Origin of the sequence: Prevotella aurantiaca (assembly GCF_015262605.1) — a bacterium.
Taxonomy (GTDB): domain Bacteria; phylum Bacteroidota; class Bacteroidia; order Bacteroidales; family Bacteroidaceae; genus Prevotella; species Prevotella aurantiaca.
In genome coordinates this window covers 1-21,955 of record NZ_JABZSJ010000045.1, presented here as the reverse complement: position 1 = coordinate 21,955, position 21,955 = coordinate 1, and the positions used below count along the sequence as shown (strand labels likewise).

21 protein-coding genes are annotated in these 21,955 nt (G+C 35.7%); 4 read left to right on the top strand and 17 right to left on the bottom strand.

Annotation, left to right across the window (positions count from 1 at the left end; genetic code table 11):
• Positions 1-197: 197 nt before the first annotated feature.
• The 14 genes from HXN26_RS08220 to HXN26_RS08155 form a co-directional block, all read right to left on the bottom strand.
• Positions 198-707, bottom strand: coding sequence for a hypothetical protein (locus HXN26_RS08220; protein ID WP_273160534.1), 510 nt, complete (start codon positions 705-707; stop codon positions 198-200).
• A 21-nt stretch (positions 708-728) separates the two neighbouring features.
• A complete protein-coding gene (locus HXN26_RS08215; RefSeq protein ID WP_273160533.1) occupies positions 729-3,257 on the bottom strand; it encodes a transglycosylase domain-containing protein in 2,529 nt (842 codons plus the stop codon).
• Positions 3,258-3,318: 61 nt separating this feature from the next.
• Positions 3,319-4,218: a tRNA (adenosine(37)-N6)-dimethylallyltransferase MiaA gene (miaA, locus tag HXN26_RS08210; RefSeq protein ID WP_273160531.1), complete on the bottom strand. Its 900-nt coding sequence runs from the start codon at positions 4,216-4,218 to the stop codon at positions 3,319-3,321.
• Positions 4,219-4,224: 6 nt separating this feature from the next.
• On the bottom strand, positions 4,225-4,995 hold the full coding sequence (gene lpxA, locus HXN26_RS08205; RefSeq protein WP_273160528.1) for an acyl-ACP--UDP-N-acetylglucosamine O-acyltransferase: 771 nt from the start codon (positions 4,993-4,995) through the stop codon (positions 4,225-4,227).
• Between the two features lie 8 nt (positions 4,996-5,003).
• On the bottom strand, positions 5,004-6,392 hold the full coding sequence (locus HXN26_RS08200; protein WP_273160526.1) for a bifunctional UDP-3-O-[3-hydroxymyristoyl] N-acetylglucosamine deacetylase/3-hydroxyacyl-ACP dehydratase: 1,389 nt from the start codon (positions 6,390-6,392) through the stop codon (positions 5,004-5,006).
• 3 nt (positions 6,393-6,395) lie between these two features.
• Complete coding sequence (lpxD, locus tag HXN26_RS08195) at positions 6,396-7,436, bottom strand: UDP-3-O-(3-hydroxymyristoyl)glucosamine N-acyltransferase (RefSeq protein ID WP_273160523.1); 1,041 nt, start codon at positions 7,434-7,436, stop codon at positions 6,396-6,398.
• Between the two features lie 51 nt (positions 7,437-7,487).
• Positions 7,488-8,708, bottom strand: coding sequence for an HD domain-containing protein (locus HXN26_RS08190; protein ID WP_273160519.1), 1,221 nt, complete (start codon positions 8,706-8,708; stop codon positions 7,488-7,490).
• A gap of 19 nt (positions 8,709-8,727) precedes the next feature.
• Entirely contained in the window at positions 8,728-9,555 is an 828-nt protein-coding gene (gene pyrF, locus HXN26_RS08185) for an orotidine-5'-phosphate decarboxylase (RefSeq protein WP_124140384.1), read from the bottom strand.
• 244 nt (positions 9,556-9,799) lie between these two features.
• On the bottom strand, positions 9,800-10,912 hold the full coding sequence (gene prfA / locus HXN26_RS08180; RefSeq protein WP_004363171.1) for a peptide chain release factor 1: 1,113 nt from the start codon (positions 10,910-10,912) through the stop codon (positions 9,800-9,802).
• Between the two features lie 20 nt (positions 10,913-10,932).
• Positions 10,933-12,096, bottom strand: a complete 1,164-nt coding sequence (locus tag HXN26_RS08175; protein ID WP_273160501.1) for an AIR synthase-related protein — start codon at positions 12,094-12,096, stop codon at positions 10,933-10,935.
• 21 nt (positions 12,097-12,117) lie between these two features.
• The gene (locus HXN26_RS08170; RefSeq protein WP_273160499.1) at positions 12,118-12,870 is read right to left on the bottom strand and encodes a shikimate dehydrogenase family protein; all 753 of its coding nucleotides are present in this window, start codon (positions 12,868-12,870) and stop codon (positions 12,118-12,120) included.
• 14 nt (positions 12,871-12,884) lie between these two features.
• The gene (ubiE, locus tag HXN26_RS08165) at positions 12,885-13,619 is read right to left on the bottom strand and encodes a bifunctional demethylmenaquinone methyltransferase/2-methoxy-6-polyprenyl-1,4-benzoquinol methylase UbiE (RefSeq protein ID WP_273160496.1); all 735 of its coding nucleotides are present in this window, start codon (positions 13,617-13,619) and stop codon (positions 12,885-12,887) included.
• Between the two features lie 45 nt (positions 13,620-13,664).
• Positions 13,665-14,615 carry a phosphoribosylaminoimidazolesuccinocarboxamide synthase gene (locus HXN26_RS08160; RefSeq protein WP_025001347.1) on the bottom strand — a complete coding sequence of 317 codons (951 nt, stop codon included), beginning with the start codon at positions 14,613-14,615 and terminating at the stop codon, positions 13,665-13,667.
• Between the two features lie 12 nt (positions 14,616-14,627).
• Complete coding sequence (locus HXN26_RS08155) at positions 14,628-15,584, bottom strand: PhoH family protein (RefSeq protein ID WP_025001346.1); 957 nt, start codon at positions 15,582-15,584, stop codon at positions 14,628-14,630.
• A gap of 113 nt (positions 15,585-15,697) precedes the next feature.
• Between HXN26_RS08155 and HXN26_RS08150 the strand changes: the two genes are divergently transcribed.
• A complete protein-coding gene (locus HXN26_RS08150; RefSeq protein WP_273160491.1) occupies positions 15,698-16,516 on the top strand; it encodes a DUF5715 family protein in 819 nt (272 codons plus the stop codon).
• A 120-nt stretch (positions 16,517-16,636) separates the two neighbouring features.
• Here HXN26_RS08150 and HXN26_RS08145 read toward each other — a convergent pair whose 3' ends face one another.
• Complete coding sequence (locus HXN26_RS08145; protein WP_273160488.1) at positions 16,637-17,287, bottom strand: hypothetical protein; 651 nt, start codon at positions 17,285-17,287, stop codon at positions 16,637-16,639.
• Positions 17,288-17,563: 276 nt separating this feature from the next.
• Between HXN26_RS08145 and HXN26_RS08140 the strand changes: the two genes are divergently transcribed.
• The 3 genes from HXN26_RS08140 to HXN26_RS08130 all read left to right on the top strand — a co-directional run bounded on the left by HXN26_RS08140 (position 17,564) and on the right by HXN26_RS08130 (position 19,682).
• Positions 17,564-17,968 (top strand): rhodanese-like domain-containing protein, encoded by a 405-nt coding sequence (locus tag HXN26_RS08140; protein WP_273160485.1) that lies wholly within the window; start codon positions 17,564-17,566, stop codon positions 17,966-17,968.
• Positions 17,969-18,382: 414 nt separating this feature from the next.
• Complete coding sequence (locus HXN26_RS08135) at positions 18,383-18,895, top strand: low molecular weight protein-tyrosine-phosphatase (protein WP_273160482.1); 513 nt, start codon at positions 18,383-18,385, stop codon at positions 18,893-18,895.
• Between the two features lies 1 nt (position 18,896).
• Positions 18,897-19,682: a YaaA family protein gene (locus HXN26_RS08130; RefSeq protein WP_273160481.1), complete on the top strand. Its 786-nt coding sequence runs from the start codon at positions 18,897-18,899 to the stop codon at positions 19,680-19,682.
• Positions 19,683-19,789: 107 nt separating this feature from the next.
• On the opposite strand, the gene HXN26_RS08125 is transcribed toward HXN26_RS08130, so the two are convergent.
• Positions 19,790-19,957, bottom strand: a complete 168-nt coding sequence (locus tag HXN26_RS08125; RefSeq protein WP_273160479.1) for a transposase — start codon at positions 19,955-19,957, stop codon at positions 19,790-19,792.
• 227 nt (positions 19,958-20,184) lie between these two features.
• Positions 20,185-21,216, bottom strand: coding sequence for an IS3 family transposase (locus HXN26_RS08120; protein WP_273160536.1), 1,032 nt, complete (start codon positions 21,214-21,216; stop codon positions 20,185-20,187).
• Positions 21,217-21,955 lie beyond the last annotated feature (739 nt).

Here is a 21,955-nt window from a genome sequence, read left to right as displayed (position 1 = left end):
AGGATAATATACTATGAATCAGGAGAATATTAGGTTTTTAAGGGAGGACTAATTAAAAACGATCAAAATTGTAATTACGTTTTTAAAAATTGTAATTATGATTTTCTAATCTTTTTATATCAAAAAGATATTATAATTATTTTAATAGTCAGTTGGTAAATTTACCGATCGACTATTAAATAATACAAATATGCTAATTATTGCTTGCTGTTATAATTTTTAACCATATCTGAATTTAGATGGCTGAGAATTATTTGTTGACTTCCTTTACTGAATGCAAGTTTGTAGAGTCCACCTTTTTTATCTTTTCGATTGTAATTATAAGCGTAATTGTCTATTTTCCAACATGTATCCTTTAGGGCAACTTGCTCAACCTTTTTATAAAATTCTGAAGAAGGAATTGTATCAAAGCTCAATATAGCTGAATAGTTGCCACCTGCTACAGTCTCTTCGTCGAGTGCAATGCTGACAGAGTCGGGAATAATGGGTTGTTGTTTTAGAATCTTATACTTCGGAAAACGCAAATTTGTAATAGCCGACAGGTCGATGTTCAGCGTCGTGTCATTTACTATTGGGGCAAACACTGAGGCTGCTACCGTATCTTTCAGTGACGACGATGGATTAGCATTATTGTTGCATGAGACAAAACCAAGAAGTCCTGCTAATGCAATACACAGCATACTACAAAGTCTTCGTTTATCTAACATACTTTTCATTAGATGCAGTTACTAAATTTCAATTGGTTCTATGCGTGGCTTGGGAGCATTGATAGGAGTATTTGAAGGTTGCTTTGGTTGTTTCGGCTTCTTTGGGCGATTGCCTTCTTCGCTATTATGTTGAGGAATCTGTGTATTTTCAATATCTAATTCCTCTTCTCCCTCAGCATTTTGCTCGTTCTCATCGAGTTCACTTCCTATTCCACTTCTGTGACGAATATGTAAACTATCTGTTTCTCGCCTTGGTTGAACAATTGATTGGCAGTTATACATAGAAGGGTCTATGTCTTTGTCTGGGTCAGGTATCCATTTTGCATGATATTTTTGGAAAGATTTATCACGCATCAGGTCGTATATAAAATTACCACACATTGGAAGTGCAGTTTTAGAACCTTGCCCTAAAGCACCTGTTCTGAAGTGAATACTACGATATTCGCCACCTACCCATGCTCCGACTACAAGTTTTGGACTTACAGCCATAAACCAAGCATCAGAATGATTGTTGGAAGTACCAGTTTTTCCACCCCAATCTGTATCGCCAAATGTGTATTGTTTTAATGAACGACTTGTACCACCTGGTTCTGTAAGGCAACCTTTCAATAATTCTTGCATGAAGAAAGCACTCTGATAAGACAGCACCTGTTTGTTATTGTGTGGTGCAACATATACTTCATTACCTCGCTGGTCAAGTATCTTTGTAACAACAATAGGTTCACAATATTCACCATCGTTGGCAACAGTACAATAAGCATTTACCAATTCTAGCAGATTTACGTCGCTTGAACCAAGAGCTAATGAAGGCTCATTCTCAAGCGGACTCTTTATACCCATGTCTTGAGCTGTGCGAATAATGTTTTTTATACCCATCTCTTGTCCTAAACGAACAGCTATGGTATTCACACTTCGAGCAAATCCCGCTTTTAATGTTATAGAGTCGCCTGAGTAATTACCATTAGCATTACGAGGTGTCCAGGTTTTCAAAATTCCAGTTTTCTTATCAGGTACCTCCATACTGATATATTCATCTCTACGTTTATCGCATGGGGCCAATCCTTGATTCATTGCTTCTGAATAAACAAAGAGTTTGAATGTAGAACCTGGTTGGCGCTGTGCTGTAACCTTGTCATATTTCCATGATTTAAAGTCTATATCGCCAACCCATGCACGAACTGCACCTGTTTCAGGTTCTATGGCAATCATTGAACAATGCATAAACCTTACCATGTAACGAATAGAGTCCATTGAAGACATTTCTTTTATAATCTCTCCTTTTTCGTAGTCAAACAATCTGACCTTGTGAGGTTTATTAATATAGTACAATACACTGTCAGGCTGGTTTGGATATTTCTTTACTAGGTTTTTATAAAATGGCTGTCGTTCTGCAATTCCTTCTATAAAACCCGGAACTAAGTTACCATTTTCGTCTCGCCATGGATCCTGTCCACTCCAATGTTTATCAAAATCTTGTTGAATTTTACGCATTTGTTTTTCTGCAGCATCTTCTGCATACTTCTGCATGCGAGTATCAATGGTTGTATAAATCTTTAATCCGCTGCTATACAAATCGTAGTCGTTATCTTTTATCCAATCTTTTAGATAGTCTGCTACGTATTCACGAAAATATTGTGCTTTACCATCATAGTTTTCTTCTACATGAACATCAAGTGCCATTGGCATCTTTGAATACTTTTCGTATTCATTTTTTGTTAAATGTCCATGTGTTACCATATTATATAAAACAGTGTTACGTCTGCCAATAGAATTTGAAGGATGTAAAATAGGGTTATAGTAAGTTGTAGCCTTCAACATTCCAACTAAAGTTGCAATCTGTTCTGTAGTAAGTTGGCTGGGAGTTGTATTGAAATAAGTTCTTGCAGCTGTTTTAATACCATACGCATTATTTCCAAAGTCAACCGTATTGGCATACATTGTTAAGATATCATTCTTCGAATAAATAAACTCTATTTTGTAGGCAATAATCCACTCTTTAGCTTTAGTTATTAGCATTCGTATGCCAGGAATCTTACCCAAAAGACCAGAATATTCCTTATTTCTTATGTGGAACATATTTTTAGCAAGTTGCTGCGTTATAGTAGATGCGCCACGAGCACCATCACGTGTTACAGCATCTTTTACAGCACCACCGATTCCCATAAAGTCTACTCCGTGGTGACTATAAAATCTTTCATCCTCCGTACTTATCAAGGCATTCCAAAATGTTGGGTTTACTTCATCATACTTTACAGGGATACGGTTTTCCTTAAAATATTTACCAATTAAGACAGAGTCGGCACTATATATTTCTGAAGCTGCATAAGTAGGAGGAGTCTTTATTTCAGCAAAACCTGGAGTCTTACCAAAGAGCCACAAGAAATTAATATCAACCATTCCTAAGAAGATAAAGATTGACACAAAGAAAGAGACAATACCTACAGATAACTTAGTGTACCATGCTCGTCCTTTGTATAATTTAATGTACCATGGGAAGAAATTAAGGATCCCCATAATTATGTTTTTGAATATTTTGATTATATTTTTCATTTAAAAGAAATTTATAAAGAATGCCTAATTCCAATAGGAATGCAAAAATAGTAAAATGTTTTTAAAAAAGATAACTATCTATGTGATTTAATATTTCTTTAGTTTCATTTGGGTGAAACCAATAAATATTTTGGTCTTTTTTATACCAAGTCAGTTGTTTACGTGCATATTTTCTTGTATTGCTCTGTATCTTAAAAATTGCCTCTTCAAGAGTTGTCAAGCCATCAAGGTATTCAAATAGTTCTTTATAGCCAACAGTATTTAAAGCATTTAAATTCCTATACTCATACATGTTCAAAGCCTCATCTAGTATACCCGAAGTTATCATATCTTCTGTGCGCTTGTTGATCCGTTCATATAGTTCTTCGCGTGGACGATTTAATCCAATCTTGATTATATTAAATGGACGTTCTTGTTTTTTATTAGTACGGAATGAAGTGTAAGTTCTTCCTGTTTGAATACATACTTCAAGTGCATGAAGAACTCTACGAGGATTTTTCTTATCTACGATTTCCCAATGAGCAGGGTCTAGTTTTCTTAATAATTCGCAAAGCTTCTCTAAACCTTCTGTTTCCAATTTTTGCATTAAGGATTGTCTTATCCTATCATCAATGGTTGGAATATCGTCAATGCCATTACAAACAGCGTCGATATACATCATAGACCCACCAGATAAGATATATGAAGATGTTGGATTTAAATTTAATAAACTTATGACTTCTTGCTCGTAAAGACTTGCTGAATAATAGTCAATTACATTCTTACAAGCAACAAAATGGTGTTTTACATGATTCAGCTGCTCCTTTGTTGGAGCAGCCGTACCTATAGGTAACTCTTTGTATATCTGTCTTGAGTCAGCATTTATAATTTCTATACCATAATGCTGCGCAATCTCAAGTGTTAAAGCTGTTTTACCAACACCTGTTGGGCCCGTCAATACAATGAGAGTTTGTATATTCAATGTTATCTATCTAATAATTCCTCTTGATGAAGCTTGAACAAATTCAATGATATGTTGAATTTCATTTGTCATTGGTAAAGTTTCTTTCATTTTCTGAATCTTTTCTTCGCGAGTGCCTTCACCATAAAGTACACGATATGCATCATGAATTTGATCTATTTGTTCATTGGTAAATCCTTTACGTCTTAAACCTACAATGTTAATGCCAGCATATCGTATTGGCTCTTTACCAGCAATAATATAAGGAGGGATGTCTTGAGAGAAACGACTTCCACCTTGAATCATAACATTACATCCAATAGTACAGAACTGATGGCAAAGAACTGAAGCAGAAATAATGGCATAGTCTTCAACTGTAACTTCTCCTGCCAACTTTGTTGAATTACCAATAATAATATTTGAACCAATTACACAATCATGGGCAATATGCATACTTTCCATAAAAAGATTATTGCTGCCTATAATTGTTGTTCCCTTTGAAGCTGTACCTCGAGAGATAGTAACATTTTCACGTATAGAATTGTTATCACCAATTTCACATAGACTTTCTTCACCGCGAAATTTTAAATCTTGTGGTTTTGTAGAAATACTTGAACCAGGGAAAAATTCGTTTCTGTTGCCAATTCGTGCACCAGTGTGTATTGTAACACTATTGAGTAACTTGTTATTATCGCCAATTACTGTATTATCATCAATAAAACAAAATGGTCCGATGATATTATTGTCACCTATCTTTGCATTGGGATGTACGAATGCTAAAGGGCTAATAGTATTCATAATTATATTTATTTATTTTTTACTATTTGCGCAGTAAATGTAGCTTCTGCTACAACATTATCGCCTACAAACATATAACCTTGCATTGAGCTAATTCCATGACGTACTGGGCTTAACAATTCAACGCGGAATAAAAGAGTGTCGCCAGGAATAACTTTCTGACGGAATTTAACATTATCAATCTTTAAAAAGTAGGTTGACCATCTTTCAGGCTCCTCTACTTGAGAAAGTACCAATAGTCCTCCACATTGTGCCATTGCTTCTATTTGAAGTACACCTGGCATTACAGGCTCTTGTGGGAAATGACCTTGAAAGAAAGGCTCATTGGCTGTAATATTTTTAACGCCAACAATCGTCGTTGCTCCCATTGCAATAACCTTATCAACAAGTTGCATAGGATAACGATGGGGGAGAAGCTCACGTATTCTGATATTGTCCATCAAAGGCTCTTCATTTGGATCGTAAATTGGAGCTTGAATTTCATGTTTACGAATATCTTTACGGATCATTCTTGCAAACTTATTGTTCACAGTATGACCAGGTCGAGTTGCCACAATACGTCCCTTAATAGGCTTTCCTATTAAAGCTACATCGCCAATAATATCCAACAATTTGTGTCTTGTACACTCATTGTCCCAAATGAGCGGTTTGTTTTGTATATAGCCAATACTTGTTGCATCCATATGAGGCACCTTGAGCAGATCTGCTAACTGGTCAAGAGTTGGCTGTTCTACTTGTTTCTCGTAAATTACAATAGCATTATCAAGATCACCACCTTTGATAAGATTTGCTTGTAATAATGGCATAATATCTCTAACAAAAACAAAAGTTCTTGCAGGAGATATTTCGTCAGCAAATTTACTAATATCGTCAAGTGTTGCAAATTGACTGCTAATGAACTTAGATTCAAAAGAACACATTGCTGTTATGGAGAACTGTTCATCAGGAAGAATTGTAATAATACTGCCACTTTCATCCTTATACTCCATTTTCTTTCTAATAATATAATAGTCTTTTGGAGCGTTTTGGTCAACAATTCCTATTTCCTTAATTTTATCAACGTACATTGCAGCTGAACCATCAAGAATAGGGAATTCTGGACCATTTATTTGGATTAGACAATTATCTATTCCCATTGCATATAGGGCAGCCATACCATGTTCGATGGTACTTACACGAGCATCACCTTTTGCAATAACTGTACCACGTTGGGTGTCAATAACGTTTTCAGCAACTGCATCAATAATAGGTTGTCCCTCTAAATCAATTCGTTGAATTTTGTATCCTGTATTATCGGGTGCTGGATTAAAAGTAACAGTAAGGCTTAATCCTGTATGCAAACCTTTTCCAAAGAGGGAAAAACTTCCCTTCAATGTTTTCTGTTTTGTTGTTTCCATATATTATTTTTTCTTTTTCAGTTCGTCAAATTCCTTTTGTAAAGAATCTATATGTTTATATATCTCAGGGAGTCTTTGAAATATAACTTGTGATTTAAAATAGTTGCGTGGTTCAATAGCAGGGCTTCCCATAAGCGACTGATTATCTTTTAACTTGCTCAATACGCCTGACTGTGCACCAAGGAAGACTTTATTGCCAATCTTTAAGTGCCCAGATATTCCAACCTGTCCACCAAACATACACCATTCTCCAACTTTAGTAGAGCCTGCAATACCAACTTGTGCGCTCATAACAGTGTTTTCGCCAATATCAGTATTATGTGCTATCTGCACAAGGTTGTCGAGTTTTACGCCTTTACGCACATAAGTGCTTCCCATAGTTGAACGGTCAATACACGTGTTTGCTCCTATTTCAACATCGTCTTCTATGGTAACAATGCCAATTTGCGGAATTTTATCATAGCTGTTTGTTTCTGCATTTGGGGCAAAGCCAAAGCCATCCGCACCAATGACACTGCCAGAATGACAAATAACATTATTACCGATTTTACAATTATGGTAGATGCTGGCATTAGGATATATGATGCAATTGTTTCCTAAAGTTGTATTGTCCATAATGGTTGTATGAGGATAAATCATACAGTTATCTCCAACAACCACTCCATCGCCTATATATGCAAAAGCACCAATATAGACATTCTTTCCTATTGTTGCTTTTGGAGAAATAAACGCTAATGAATCTATTCCTTGTTTTCTTGGCTTCATACTTTCATAAAGCTGAAGAAGCTTTGCAACACAGTCGCGTGCATTTTTTACACGTATTAATGTCGCTTTCGTTGGCTTCTCAATCTTTATGCTTTCGTCTACAAGAACTATAGAACATTCAGTTTCGTATATATAATGAGTATATTTCGGGTTTGCTAAAAAACTTATAGCACCATGCTTTCCTTCCTCTATTTTTGCGAAAGTACTAATGGTTGCTTCTTCATCGCCTTCTATGCTTCCTTGTATATATTCTGCGATTTGTTTTGCGTTAAATTCCATTCTATATAATAAATGATAAATGCTTGTTCGTGCAAAGATAACAAACTTTTGTTAGATTCTGTGATAACAAAAGTAATATTTACGAATTTTTTTAGATAATAGTTCTACGTTCAAAATCTCTGAAGCCTCTGTTATGTCTTTTAAACTACCATCTTTTGATAATATGCTAATACGGTCGTCGTTGATATCGTACATATCTTTTTGAACAGTATCAATCTGCATCAAGTAGCTGCTATCTTCTTCAGTAATGCCTAAGAAGTGGCAAATTCGTTCTTTACATTCGCCTATTTGTTCTTGTGAAATTGGTTCATCGTGAATTTCGACCTTGAAAAGTTTGCGATTGATGAAATCATCGGCAAGGAGTGATAGTATTTTATCTTCTGATTTTTGCCATACTTTTATAGCACTCCATAAGTCGCTGTCATCTAAATTCAAGTAATGTTTCAGCGTTTCTTCATTATTTTTGAAGTATTCTGCATTTACATCATTGTCAAGAAAGAAAGCTAAAGCAGGAGAGGCAAATAATTTATATCCATCTTTCAGTAACTTTTTAGCTCTAAGCAATAAACTGATTAAGAGTTTTTCGTACCCAACCGTGGCTTTATGTAAATATACTTGCCAATACATTAAGCGACGCGATGTAAGGAAATTCTCTATTGAATAAATACCTTTAGCATCTATTACCAAGGTATCGTCTACGACGTTCAGCATTTTTATAATTCGTGCCGAACCTATGTTGCCTTCCGTTACACCTGTAAAAAAGCTATCTCGTTTCAGATAGTCCAACCTGTCCATGTCAAGTTGGCTACTGATTAACTGATGAAGAAAACGCTTGGGGTATTCATTCTTGAAAATCTTAATAGCAAGATTAAGCTCACCATTCATTTCTTGGTTGATGCAATTCATTACCATTAAAGATACTTCTTCGTGGGTAATTCCTTTGATTAATGTATTCTCGAGCACGTGGGAGAAAGGATCGTGTCCGATGTCGTGCATCAAAATGGCTGCTTGAACTGCTTCTGCTTCGCTATCGAAAATGAAAACACCCTTTTGCTGCAGCGACAAGGTTGCCTCACTCATTAGGTGGAATGCTCCCAATGAGTGCTGAAACCTTGTATGTTGAGCACCAGGGTAAACAACTGTAGTTAGTCCTAATTGTTTTATACGGGTTAAGCGTTGCATAAATGGGTGCTTAACAATATTCAAAAGAAGCCCCGATGGAATCCTGATAAATCCAAATACGGGGTCGCTTATAATTTTACTGCCACTCATAGAACGCTTCTCTTTTGAATTATTCTTTTAGTTTGTCAAGCTCTTTTTCCATTTCTTGCTGCAATTCTTTCGCCTTTTCTCCTGCAATTTCTGCAAAGTTTGCTTCTGAACTCGCATAGATAATACCTCGTGAGGAATTGACCAAAAGACCGCAGTCCTTATTCATACCATATTTACAAACTTCTTGCAAACTTCCACCTTGTGCGCCAACTCCCGGTACTAAGAGGAAACTGTCGGGGGCTAATTTTCGTATATCGGCAAACAAGCTTCCTTGTGTTGCACCGACAACAAACATTAAATTCTCTGTTGTGCCCCATTCTTGCGCCTTGCTCAGTACTCGCTCGAATAAGCGTACACCATCTTTGTCTTCAAATAACTGGAAGTCGTGGCTTCCTTTATTGCTTGTCAATGCAAGAAGAATAACCCATTTTCCCTCATATTCCAAGAAAGGCTTTACAGAGTCTTCTCCCATATATGGAGCTATGGTAAGCGCATCAACATTATATTCTTTAAAGAATGTTTGTGCATACATCTTTGATGTGTTTCCAATATCTCCACGCTTGGCATCGGCTATTATGAAGTGATTTGGATATTTCTCTTTCAGATATGTTATTGTCTTTTCAAACGCCTCCATACCCTTCAACCCATAGCACTCATAAAATGCTAAATTGGGTTTGTATGCTACACAATAAGGAGCTGTTGCGTCGATTATGGCTTTATTAAAAGAAAAAATAGAGTCTTCTTCGTTTAACAGAAACTTAGGAATCTTGTTTAAATCGGTATCAAGCCCGACGCAAAGAAACGATTTCTTTGTAAATATTTGCTCTATTAATTGTTTTCTCTCCATACTTATTTATGTTTATTCTTTAGTTTCAAACCACGAAATGGTATTTATTATTAACGTGGGTTTGACGAATTGTTTACAGACTTGAATGTTTATACTCAAAAATGGGGCAAATGTTAATAATGACGAAAGTATATATTGTGCCCCACGAAAGTATATATTGTGCCCCACGAAAGTATATATTGTCGCATTCTCTGTCTACTATACCTGTGGAGATTAAATTTCTTCTTCTGTATTATGCAATAACTTACAATTCTGTTTCTTTTAATTTTTCTGCGTTTTCTGCAACAGTCAGTGCATCTATCATATCTTGGATTTCACCATTCATAAAACCGGGCAAATCGTGAGTCGTAAAACCTATGCGATGGTCGGTTACTCGACCTTGTGGATAGTTGTAAGTACGAATTTTAGCTGAACGGTCTCCCGTAGAAACAAGACTCTTACGTCTGCTTGCAATGTCGTTTACATATTTTTGATGCTCACGATCGTATATAAATGTACGCAATCTTGACAAAGCCCTTTCCTTATTCTTAGGTTGGTCGCGGGTTTCGGTACATTCTATAAGGATTTCTTCCACCTCTCCTGTATTAGGATTTTTCCACGGATAGCGCAATCGAACGCCCGATTCCACCTTGTTCACATTCTGACCGCCTGCACCGCTCGAACGGAAAGTATCCCATTTTATGTCGCCTTCATTAATGTTTACTTCAAATTTATCGGCTTCCGGAAGTACGGCAACTGTCGCTGCCGACGTTTGCATACGACCTTGCGTATCGGTAGACGGAACACGTTGCACGCGGTGGACACCTGATTCGTATTTAAGAATGCCGTATACGCCGGCACCTGCCACGGCAAAGTCTATTTCTTTAAAACCGCCAACAGTTCCTTCCGAAACAGATGTGATAGACAGTGTCCAACCTTTCTTGTCGCAGTAACGTTTATACATATTGAAAATATCGCCTGCAAATAATGCAGCTTCGTCGCCACCTGCTCCTGCTCTGATTTCCATTTGCACATTCTTGTCGTCTTCAGGGTCTTTAGGAACAAGTAAAAGCTTAATCTCTTCTTCAAGTTTTGGCTGCAACTCTTCATTCTCACTCAGTTCCAACCTTGCCATTTCTTTCATTTCAGGGTCGGTTTCATTGGTAAGAATATCTTTAGCTTCGTTTATTGTAGTAAGGCAATTTATATATCGCTTTCGAGCATTCATAATATCACCAAGGTCTTTATATTCCTTGGTGAGCTTGACATATCTTTGTTGGTCGCTTATTACGTCTGGGTCGGTAATGAGCGTAGAGACCTCTTCAAAACGTGCTTCAAGTCCATCGAGTTTCTCTAATATACTATTCTTTTCGGGCATATATTTATTTCTGTTGTTGTTTAATAATTAAATTCTCCAAATTCGCTTTTGATAGTTAAGCTCTTTTTGCCTTCTTCAATATGACCGATAACTTGTGCGTCGATATTGAATTCCTTGCTAATAGCAATAATCGAGTTTGCCATTTCGGGGCAGACATAAATTTCCATTCTGTGTCCCATATTGAACACTTGATACATTTCTTTCCAATCCGTACCGCTACATTCCTTTATAGCTTTAAACAAAGGAGGAACAGGGAACATATTGTCTTTTATCACTTTACAGTTATCATTTACAAAGTGCAATACCTTTGTTTGTGCTCCGCCCGTGCAATGTACCATTCCGTGTATTTCGCTACGATATTCATCGAGTATTCGCTTAATTACAGGGGCATAGGTGCGGGTAGGGGAGAGAACAAGTTCTCCTGCATTCAGAGGACTGCCTTCTACCGTATCGGTCAGTTTGTATTTGCCACTATAAACAAGTTCGTTGGGCACAGCGTGGTCGAAACTCTCAGGATATTTTTCAGCCAAATACTTTGAAAAAACATCATGGCGTGCACTTGTAAGGCCATTGCTGCCCATTCCGCCATTGTACTTCTTTTCATAGGTTGATTGTCCAGTTGAACTCAAGCCAACGATAACATCGCCAGGGCGAATATTCGCATTGTCAATAACGTCAGAGCGTTTCATTCTACAGGTAACGGTGGAATCGACAATGATAGTACGCACCAAGTCGCCAACATCTGCTGTTTCTCCGCCAGTAGGATAAATGCCTATTCCCATCTCTCTCATTTCTGCAAGCAACTCATCTGTGCCGTTAATGATGGCAGATATAACTTCGCCTGGAACAAGCATCTTGTTGCGTCCGATAGTAGATGATACTAAAATATTGTCTACTGCACCAACACATAACAAATCGTCGGTATTCATAACAATGGCGTCCTGTGCAATACCCTTCCATACACTTAAATCGCCGGTTTCTTTCCAGTACATATAAGCTAAAGAGGATTTTGTACCTGCCCCATCGGCATGCATTATATTGCAGTATTCCTCGCTACCTCCTAAGATGTCTGGAATGATTTTGCAAAAAGCCTGTGGGAAAATTCCCTTGTCTATATTCTTTATAGCGTTGTGTACATCTTCTTTGGCAGCACTAACGCCACGCATTGCATATCTGTTATTCATTGTCTCGACTATATTTTCAGATTATTTATCTTCTTTATCATTCCAAATATCCCAGCTTGCAAATGCTTGCAAAAGCAACATTTCCAATCCGTTCTTAACAACTGCACCATGCTCTTTGCCTTTTTCCATAAAGCGTGTTACGTTAGGATTGTAAAGCAAATCATATAAAAGTGTATGGCTATCCATGGCTTCGTATGGAAGTGACAAACACTCCTCTACATTAGGATACATTCCTACTGGAGTACAATTTACGATTACATTAAACTCCTTGATAATCTTAGGAGATAAGTCATCATAAGTTAAGACATCTATATTCTTACGTCTTGATACACATATTGTTTCAAGTCCTAAAGACTTTAATCCATAGCATACTGCTTTAGATGCACCACCTGTCCCTAATACGAGTGCCTTTTTGTGATAGCGTTCTAATAAAGGTTCTATACTTTTTGTAAATCCTATTACATCACTATTATAACCTTTAAGATATCTTTTGCTACCTATACGTTCTATACGGATAACATTTACAGCACCGATAGCTTTTGCCTCAGGACTTAAAGTATCAAGATATTTGATAACTTGTTTCTTATAAGGTATAGTTACATTAAGACCTTTTAATTCCGGAGTCGTATCAATTATTTCCAAAAGATTTTCAATAGAAGAAATTTCATAATTATCATACACGGCATCTATACCTTCATTTTGAAATTTCTCATTAAAATACCCTTTGGAAAAAGAATGCTCTAACGGATAACCTATCAGTCCATATTTGTCCATAAGTAACTTATATTCTATTTTTCAGCAATATACATTGTGCAAATACCAAAAGTTAATCTTTTAAAGGAAGTTTTAGTGAAGCCAACTTTTTGAAGGATTTTAATCATTGTTTCACCTTGTGGAAATGCCGCAATTGTCTTATTTAAATAATCGTAAGCGCTGGTATCTTTTGAGATTAAGCGCCCATAAAAAGGTAAAACAACCTTTGAATATAGTTTAAAGAGTTGTTTCATAGGAAATGATATTGGCGTTGTAAGCTCTATAATACATAAATGTCCACCTTTCATTAGAACTCTATACATTTCAGAGAGGCCTTTCTCAAGGTCTTGAAAATTACGAATTCCAAAAGCAGCAGTTACTGCTTCAAATGTATCTGAGGGAAAAGTAAGATTTAAACAATCTTCTTTTTGAAATGATATGATCCCATCAAGCCCTTCATCTCTTACCTTCTTTCGTCCGATTTCCATCATTCCTTCGGAAATGTCAGCACCAACTAATGTATTAGGTAAAAGCATTTTTACTGATAAAATAGCAAAATCACCTGTTCCGGTTGCAATATCGAGTATTGTTTTTGGTTTATATGGTGAAAGTTGTTTTATAGCTTTCTTGCGCCAGCTTTTATCTATATTCCATGACAGCCTATGATTTAAGGTGTCGTAGGTTGGAGCAATGTTATCAAACATTTCCTCAACCACTTTCCCTTTTTCATCTGTGCTGTTATAGGGCTTTATCTTTTCTTGATTATACACGTTGATGTCGATTTATTTCTTGCAACTAGATATTTTGAAGAACTTTTATTTTCTAGAAGCCAAATATTGGTTTACATTTTTTTCAATACGACCTGCCAAGTCCATTTCTTTATTAACTTTAACAAACGTTTCTCCTGTGATATGCTCGTAGAGCTCAATGTACCTGTCGCCTACGCTTGTTGCATACTCATCAGTTATTTCGGGCATTGTCTGTCCTGGTTCGTTCATAAAGTTGTGTTCTATGAGCCATTGGCGGACAAATTCCTTTGAAAGCTGTTTCTGAGGTTCACCTTTTGCAAACTTCTCTTCATAGCCATCAGCATAGAAATATCGACTTGAGTCTGGTGTATGTATTTCGTCTATTAAATAGCATTTTCCATCACGCTTACCAAATTCATACTTGGTATCAACAAGGATAAGTCCTTTTTGAGCAGCAATTTCCTGTCCGCGCTCAAAAAGTTTTCTAGTCCAATCTTCAATCGTATTGTAGTCTTCTGCTGAAACGATACCTTGCTTGATGATTTCTTCTTTCGAAATATTAAGGTCATGTCCCTCGTCAGCTTTTGTAGTTGGTGTGATGATAGGTTTAGGGAATCGTTCATTTTCTTTCATTCCATCGGGAAGTTTCACACCGCATATTTCTCTACAACCAGCTTTATACTCTCTCCATGCCGAACCTGTAAGAATAGAGCGGATTATCATTTCTACTTTAAAACCTTCACATTTTAAGCCAATTGTAACCATTGGGTCTGGAGTTGCCAATTTCCAATTAGGACAAATATCAGATGTAAGATCTAAAAACTTAGATGCAATTTGGTTTAATACTTGCCCTTTAAAAGGGATTCCCTTAGGTAATACTACATCGAATGCTGAGATACGATCCGTAGCAACCATAACTATTAGGTCGTCATTGATGTCATAAACATCGCGAACTTTTCCGTGATAAACATTCTTTTGTCCTTCGAAATTGAAGTCGGTCTTGGTTAGTGCATTCATAATTTTAATAATTTATGGAGTAGTTTTATTTTTAATTTTATCGTATGTGTCGTAAGCTGTAACTATTTTCGTTACAAGCTTGTGCCTTACAATATCTTTCTGATTTAATTCTATAACAGATATTCCTTCTGTTCTAGAAAGTATTTCTATTGCTTCTTTTAGTCCGCTTTTTTGATTATGAGGAAGGTCGATCTGCGTTAAATCTCCTGTTATTATCATTCTAGAGTTCATCCCCAAGCGAGTTAGAAACATTCTGATTTGGGCTGTTGATGTATTCTGAGCTTCATCAAGTATAATGATGGCATCATTCAAAGTTCTTCCTCTCATGAATGCAAGTGGAGCTATTTGTATTATATGCTTATCCATCATTTCTTGAAGTTTGACAGCAGGTATCATATCTTCAAGCGAATCATACAAAGGCTGCAGATATGGGTCAATCTTTTCTTTCATATCTCCAGGCAGAAAACCTAATTTCTCTCCTGCTTCAACTGCAGGCCGGGAGAGTATGATTTTTTTTACTTCTTTTGATTTCAATGCTTTTACTGCAAGTGCAATGCTCAAATAGGTTTTACCAGTACCTGCTGGTCCTACGGCAAACACCATATCATTCTTGTTAAAAGCATCAACCAATATATCCTGATTGCGTGAGCGGCTTTTTATAGGCTTTCCAGAAACAGAGTAAACTAAAACTCCTTTGCCTGCATCTGTTTTTGTTTGCCTTCCATTAACTATGTCAAGAATATCTTCTTCGTTTATAATATTAAATTTTGAGATATGTTTACGTAGATTCTCGACATCTCCTTCTAATTTAGCTATCTGCTCTTCATCGCCCAATACCTTTATAACATTGTCGCGAGCTACAATTCTCACTTTTGGGAAGAGAGATTTGATCATCTGTAGATGTACATTACCAACGCCATAGAACACTACGGGGTCAATATCGTCAAGAACAATATGTTTTTCTATCAATTTATTTCACCTATTTTAATACTGCTGCAAAGTTAATATAAAAACATGAACCACGCAAATAATTATCAAATCTTGTAAGTCGATTTTATTAAAAAATCATTACCTTTGTAGCTATGAAAACAAAGAAGAAGATAACAAAGAATAATTTTTTAATAGGATTTATGGCTACGACTGCTTTTTTGGCGGTTGTAAGGCTTATTTTTCCTTCTGTTGCTAAATCATCTTATACAGTAAGAAAAACAACTGCTCTAAACGACACAACTATTAAGAATATAGATGTTCCAAATCAGAATGAAGAAGCATCAGAAGCAAAGATAACTGCGCAGACTTTTCCACCAAGTAATAGATTTACAAAATTTTTTGATACAAATGGAAAAGAAATTAAGCACAGAATTGTAGGTGTTGCAGATTATGATGAAAGTTTTCCTGATTCACAACACTTACAACTAGAATCTGCAATGAAGTATGCTGTAAAAGCAGTTATAAATCGCGAAGATGCTGAATTGCGAAAAAAAGAGCTTGTATATATAGGTAGTAACCCTTTTTTTGAAGTAAAACGCTTATCAAGTAGTATCCCATATCTTGTACCTACTGCTGCCATCTTACTTCAAGACATTGGTCGTAATTTTTTTGATAGTTTACAGATAAAGAGTATTCCATTAACAAAACTATTGGTTACAAGTGTCTTACGCACTAAGGAAGATGTTGAAAAACTTAGACGTTACAACCATAACGCTACTGAGAATAGTTGCCATCTTTATGGAACAACGTTTGACATAGCTTATAATAAGTATTCACCTATAACACGTTCGGTACGCGACGATACACTAAAGTGGGTTTTAAGTGAAGTGCTGAAAGATTTAAGAAAACAAGGTAGGTGTCATATCAAATATGAAAAGCGACAGGGGTGTTTTCATATTACAGTTCGATAGAGAGGAATTTCAAAAAAGATTATGTAAATAATCTTTTGTAACTTTACTATAACACCAAACATAAAACAAACGCATACAAGAGTTTTAACCTTCTCGTTGTATGCGTTTTATTTATGTAATTTACTTTCCCTCTTCAGTTAGCTCATCTAAACTTATTGTTGGGTTAAGCAAACCAGCCCGCATAAGCATGTCAGTTATTTCCTCATCACTAGTTCGTCTATAGACCGTATAACCATATCGTGGTTTTCCATTAGGAAATTTACCCATGGGTTCTATCACTTCCATTGCTCCTTCTGAAAGTGTTATGACCTCTTTTTCGGATAGGTCTTTTATCGTTAGCCGATTATTTTCTGAATAATACTTGTAGTTGTATTCGTAACTGACAATTTTACCAGTAGCCGATGAAAAGAAAATAGTATGGCATTTACCATTCTTAAAATAATAGTTTATGGGGCTGACGCCAAGTATCGAACGATAGTAATCTTTTGTATCTAATTGACCATTTTCTAATACTATACGGGTAGAAACCCACATAAAACCTCCATGTTTTATTAAATCTTGAAATTCCTTTTCAGAAATTCTTTGTTTGTTTTTTACAGTGCATTCACCTTTCTTATTGAACTCAAATTTTAAACTTGGTGTAATATTAATAATATGCATATCAGACTGTTGCTTAGGTGTTTTACATGCAGAAATGCTCATTGCAACAGCTGTAGATGCTACTGCCAATGAAATCTTGTGCTGTATCGAATTTTTATTCATATTTATCATTTATATGTTGTTTTATTATTTACTTTTTCAAACCAAGTAAGGTAGAAAGCAATATAGCTTTATATCATCATCTAAAAAGAAATTAAGTATTCGACTTGGATGCAAATATACATAAAAAAAATGATTTTCATATCAGAAAATACAATTTATCTGACACATTAAGTATTTATTGGAAGAAAGAGTTAATATTACTAAAATATAAAACAATATTGTTTTATTATTGGTGGAATTGTTTAGAAATAACTATTTTTGTTTTATTTAAAAGAACGATAGATTATGAAGAATATTCTTAATATAGGCATTAAGTTTTCAACGATGTTGCTCACATTTGCTACTTTCATTGCTTGTGGATCTCTTAAAAAAGTTGTGATAAATGTTGATGTATTTCATTTTGATGAGATTCTACAAAATGAAAATGTCCAACTTCTTGATGTTCGTACTGAAAGCGAATATAAGGAAGGACACATCAAAGGTGCCAAAAATATTGATGTTTTACAAACAACATTTGCATCAATTGCAACTCATACGTTGGATAAAAAGAAGCCTGTAGCTGTATATTGTCGTTCTGGCAAACGTTCTGCACAAGCAACAGAAGTATTAAAATCAGCAGGATTTAAAACTTATAATCTTTTAGGAGGATTCTTAGAATGGAAGTCTAACGGGAAGAGCATAGTACAATAGTAAGTTGATTTTATTTGTTTACTTGCTAAATTTATAATAAAAGACTATTTATCATAATGTATATTAGTTTATAAAAGTAGGAGTTTTAAATTGCAGAAAGCATGTAAAGAATTTTTATAAATATGGTTATCATATAACCATTTTATTGTTAGGGCTTTACAAAGAGGCCTGTATTGAGTTGTTAAAGGGCTTGTTTTACACGATAAAAGAGCCTGTATTGCAATGCAAGAACGACTCTTTTGATTCTTGATTGACTCATCAAAATAAAATGTTTACATTTGTTTCATTTTTGGATATAATTAGTGCGGATAATGAAATAGAATCAACGAGATTTTAAAATTATATTTATGGGCTAGTAGAAATAACATAATTATTATGTAAATTTGTAGGACACTTTAAAATAAACATTAGTTAATGGAAACATTTATAAAAAAAGAATTACATTATAGCCTGCTTTTTATATGTTTAGGAAATATTTGTCGTTCTCCCGCTGCTGATGCTGTAATGCATCATTTAACTGAGACTAAGGGTCTTTCTAGCAATTTTACTATTGACTCTGCTGGAATTGGAAGTTGGCATGTTGGTGAATTTCCAGATAGTAGAATGCGCAAACACGGAGAAAAAAGAGGTTATAATATAAATCATATTGCGAGACAATTCGATAGAAGTAAAGACTTTGATATTTTTGACTATATAGTCGTGATGGATGATAATAATTATTCTGATATTTGTAATCAGACTAAAAATGCTGAACAAAAATCTAAAGTAGTTAAGATGAAAGATTATTTTGCCCATTATAAAGGAGAATCATCTGTACCAGATCCATATTATGGAAGTCCTACAGACTTTGAATATACTTTAGATTTAGTTGAAGATGGTTGCAAAGGCCTATTACAATCTATTTTAAAAGAAGATAAAAAAATATAAGATGCAAATTATTCTCTCCTCTGCTAAGTTGATGAATACAGCAACAGATATACAGCTTGTTAAAATTACAGAGCCACTTTTTGGTAATGAAGCTAATAGATTTGCTTTAGAGCTTGGTCAACATTCTGTTGAAGAACTTAAGGCAGAATTAAAATGTAGCTTAAGTTTGGCACAAACTACAAAGTTGCATTTCCTTGATTTTTATAATCAAGAAAATAAGCTACCAGCTATTTTGGCGTATAATGGACAAGCATATAAATGTTTAAAAGCACATACGCTGACACCATGTGATATAGAATTCGGTAATAAACACTTATGGATACTAAGTTTTCTATATGGTTTATTGCGTCCAAATAATATGATACACCCCTATCGTCTAGAAGGTAAAGTAATACTTGAAGCAAGTAGTGGTAGAAATGTTTTTGATTTTTGGAAACCTTTATTGACTGACATACTTATAGAGTCAGTAAAAGCTGATGACGGTATTTTGTTGCATTTGGCAACTGAAGAGTACCAACATATATTTGATTGGAAGCGAGTTCTTGCTGAAGTTACAGTTGTTCAGCCATATTTTAAAGTCTTTGATGGTAATAAATTGATGAATATTATAGTCTACGCAAAAAGCTGTCGAGGAGCTATGACGCGATATGTTCTTCAAAATAAAATAAAAGAACCTAAGGTCTTGTTGGCTTTTGAGTATGAAGGCTTTAAGTTTTACCCTACTTCACCTAAGTTTACACTTCTTCCTAAAGGGCTTACAAAGTTTCTATGGCGATTAGATGTTTAAATAAAATATTTGCTAATATTGCTGTCCAGTAAAACTCACATTGTATATAATTCCTTTCGGAATTGCCTTTATATAGGAAATTCCGCATTATTTTTGAATCCACCCCCCTAATCAAATATATCAAGTTCTTTGGGTGGTGCAGTTGCCTTTTTTGCCATTATGATGAGTTCATCATTCTGTGGATTTTCCATAAATGAAATGAAATCGGTGTAGTACATCAGTGTAAGCCTTAGCAAAGTTACTAATTGTGAGAAAGATACATGCCTTTTTATCATTCTGTCAATAACTATATTGAGTAGATTGGCAATGAGTAAATGCAGGGGAAAGTTATGCTTAAGCTGCTTATAAAGGGATTCTTTATTACCTGATTATAGACAGGCGGTCCGATAAAATGTGTACTTTTGCTCATGTTATTGAAGTTTAGAAGCTAGAGCAAAGGTAACAAAAAGGGTTAAAATCCGAGATTGAAGTGCCCCCCAAAAAGTTGGACGTTAAATTAACGTTATAAATCTCTATAATGAGCTCGGTATTTTACTGGGCTCATTCCTTTTAACCTCAGTTTTATCCTTTTATTGTTGTACCATTCAATATATTTCTTTATGTCTCTCTTAAAATCATCGACTGTTTCATAATCTTTGACATATAAGAGTTCATTCTTCATAATTCCGAAGAAGTTCTCCATCATAGCATTATCCAGGCAGTTTCCCTTTCGTGACATACTTTGTATAATGTGATGCTCCTTCAATCTCTTCTGATACTTTGCATGTTGGTATTGCCATCCTTGGTCGGAGTGCATAACCAATCCGTCAAGATTCTTATGTTTGCTAAAAGCTCTGTTGAGCATCGTCATCACCATCTTAAGATTAGGACTGTTAGAGATGCTGTAAGATATGATTTCGCCATTGAACATGTCAAGTATGGGTGAGAGGTATATCCTTTTGTCCTTGATATTAACTTGTGTGACATCAGTGGCCCACTTCCGGCCAGGTCTCTCAGCCTTGAAGTTTCTCTGAAGGATGTTCGGGACCACCTTGCCAACTTCGCCTTTATAAGAGTGATAATGGCGTTTCCTACGCTCGGGGCGGATGCCCATTTCCTTCATCAGCTTCAGCACAAGCTTGTGATTTACCTCCTGCCCATTATCGCGCAGCTGCCAGCATATACGTCGGTAGCCATAACGTTTCTTGCTGTCTTCAAAGATCTTCTTTATTCTATGTCTAAGTTCATCATTACCATCAGTGTCATTGGCATGAGCGAGATGATAATAGAACGTGGAACGAGCCATCTTCACCCAGCCCAGCATAAACCGAAGTGGGTGCCCTTGCTGCCTTAGTCCTTCGATGGTGAGTGCCCAATCTCTCTTAGACGGGCATTCCTTTCTTCGACTAAGGCTCTCACTTTTTTTAGCAGTGCAATCTGAGTCTTGAGTTCCTGATTCTCCTTGCGAAGCTTCTCCACTTCTGTCAAGGGTCTGCTGTTCTTTCGAGGTCTTCCCATACCTTTTGGCCGGCCACGTTTCTTCTGAACATCTAATGCTGACAGTCCATTCTTACGGGCAAGTTTAAGCCACACTTGTATTGCGCTTGTACTTACGTCGTATTTTAGTGAGGCCTAGAACAAAGTTAAGTGATTTTTCTCGATGTCCAATACAACTGACTTCCTTAATTGGGAATCTGATTGATTTTGCTTCTTCTTTTCCAGACCAGCAGGGCCAAGATGCTGATATCTGTCCCAAAGTATTTTCAATAAGTCGTCATCGATACCATAATGCTTCTTTATGTAATTAAAGGAATATCCTTCCTCCAACATATGCATATAATGTAGACGATCATAATAACTATGTTTTTGTCTTTTATTATTGTTTGAGTCCATAAATAAACCCCAAAAGTTTTGTGTCTAACTTTTGTGGTTCATATCAAATACGGATTTTAGCCCTTAACTTTTATATCTGAAAAAGGTTTACCGGACAGCAATAATTTGCTAACAATAAAAAAATAGTAAGAAAAAAGATAATGGTTTTTAGCCAGTAACAATAATTTATAGGGTCAATCCTAAAACCCAGTTGCAAGTCTACTCTCTTAAGCACACAATTTCATAAGTATTTATTACCTTTGCATCATGAAGACTCACCAATTATTACGTTGCATCTTTCCAGATGTACTTGCGGACTACTTTGATGTGGTCGATATTCAAGAGAGTGTTTCCCAGTTTGACTTTTGCTTGACGAGCGTAACTTTATGGAAAAGTCAGACCATAAGTTAGGCACCGTAAGC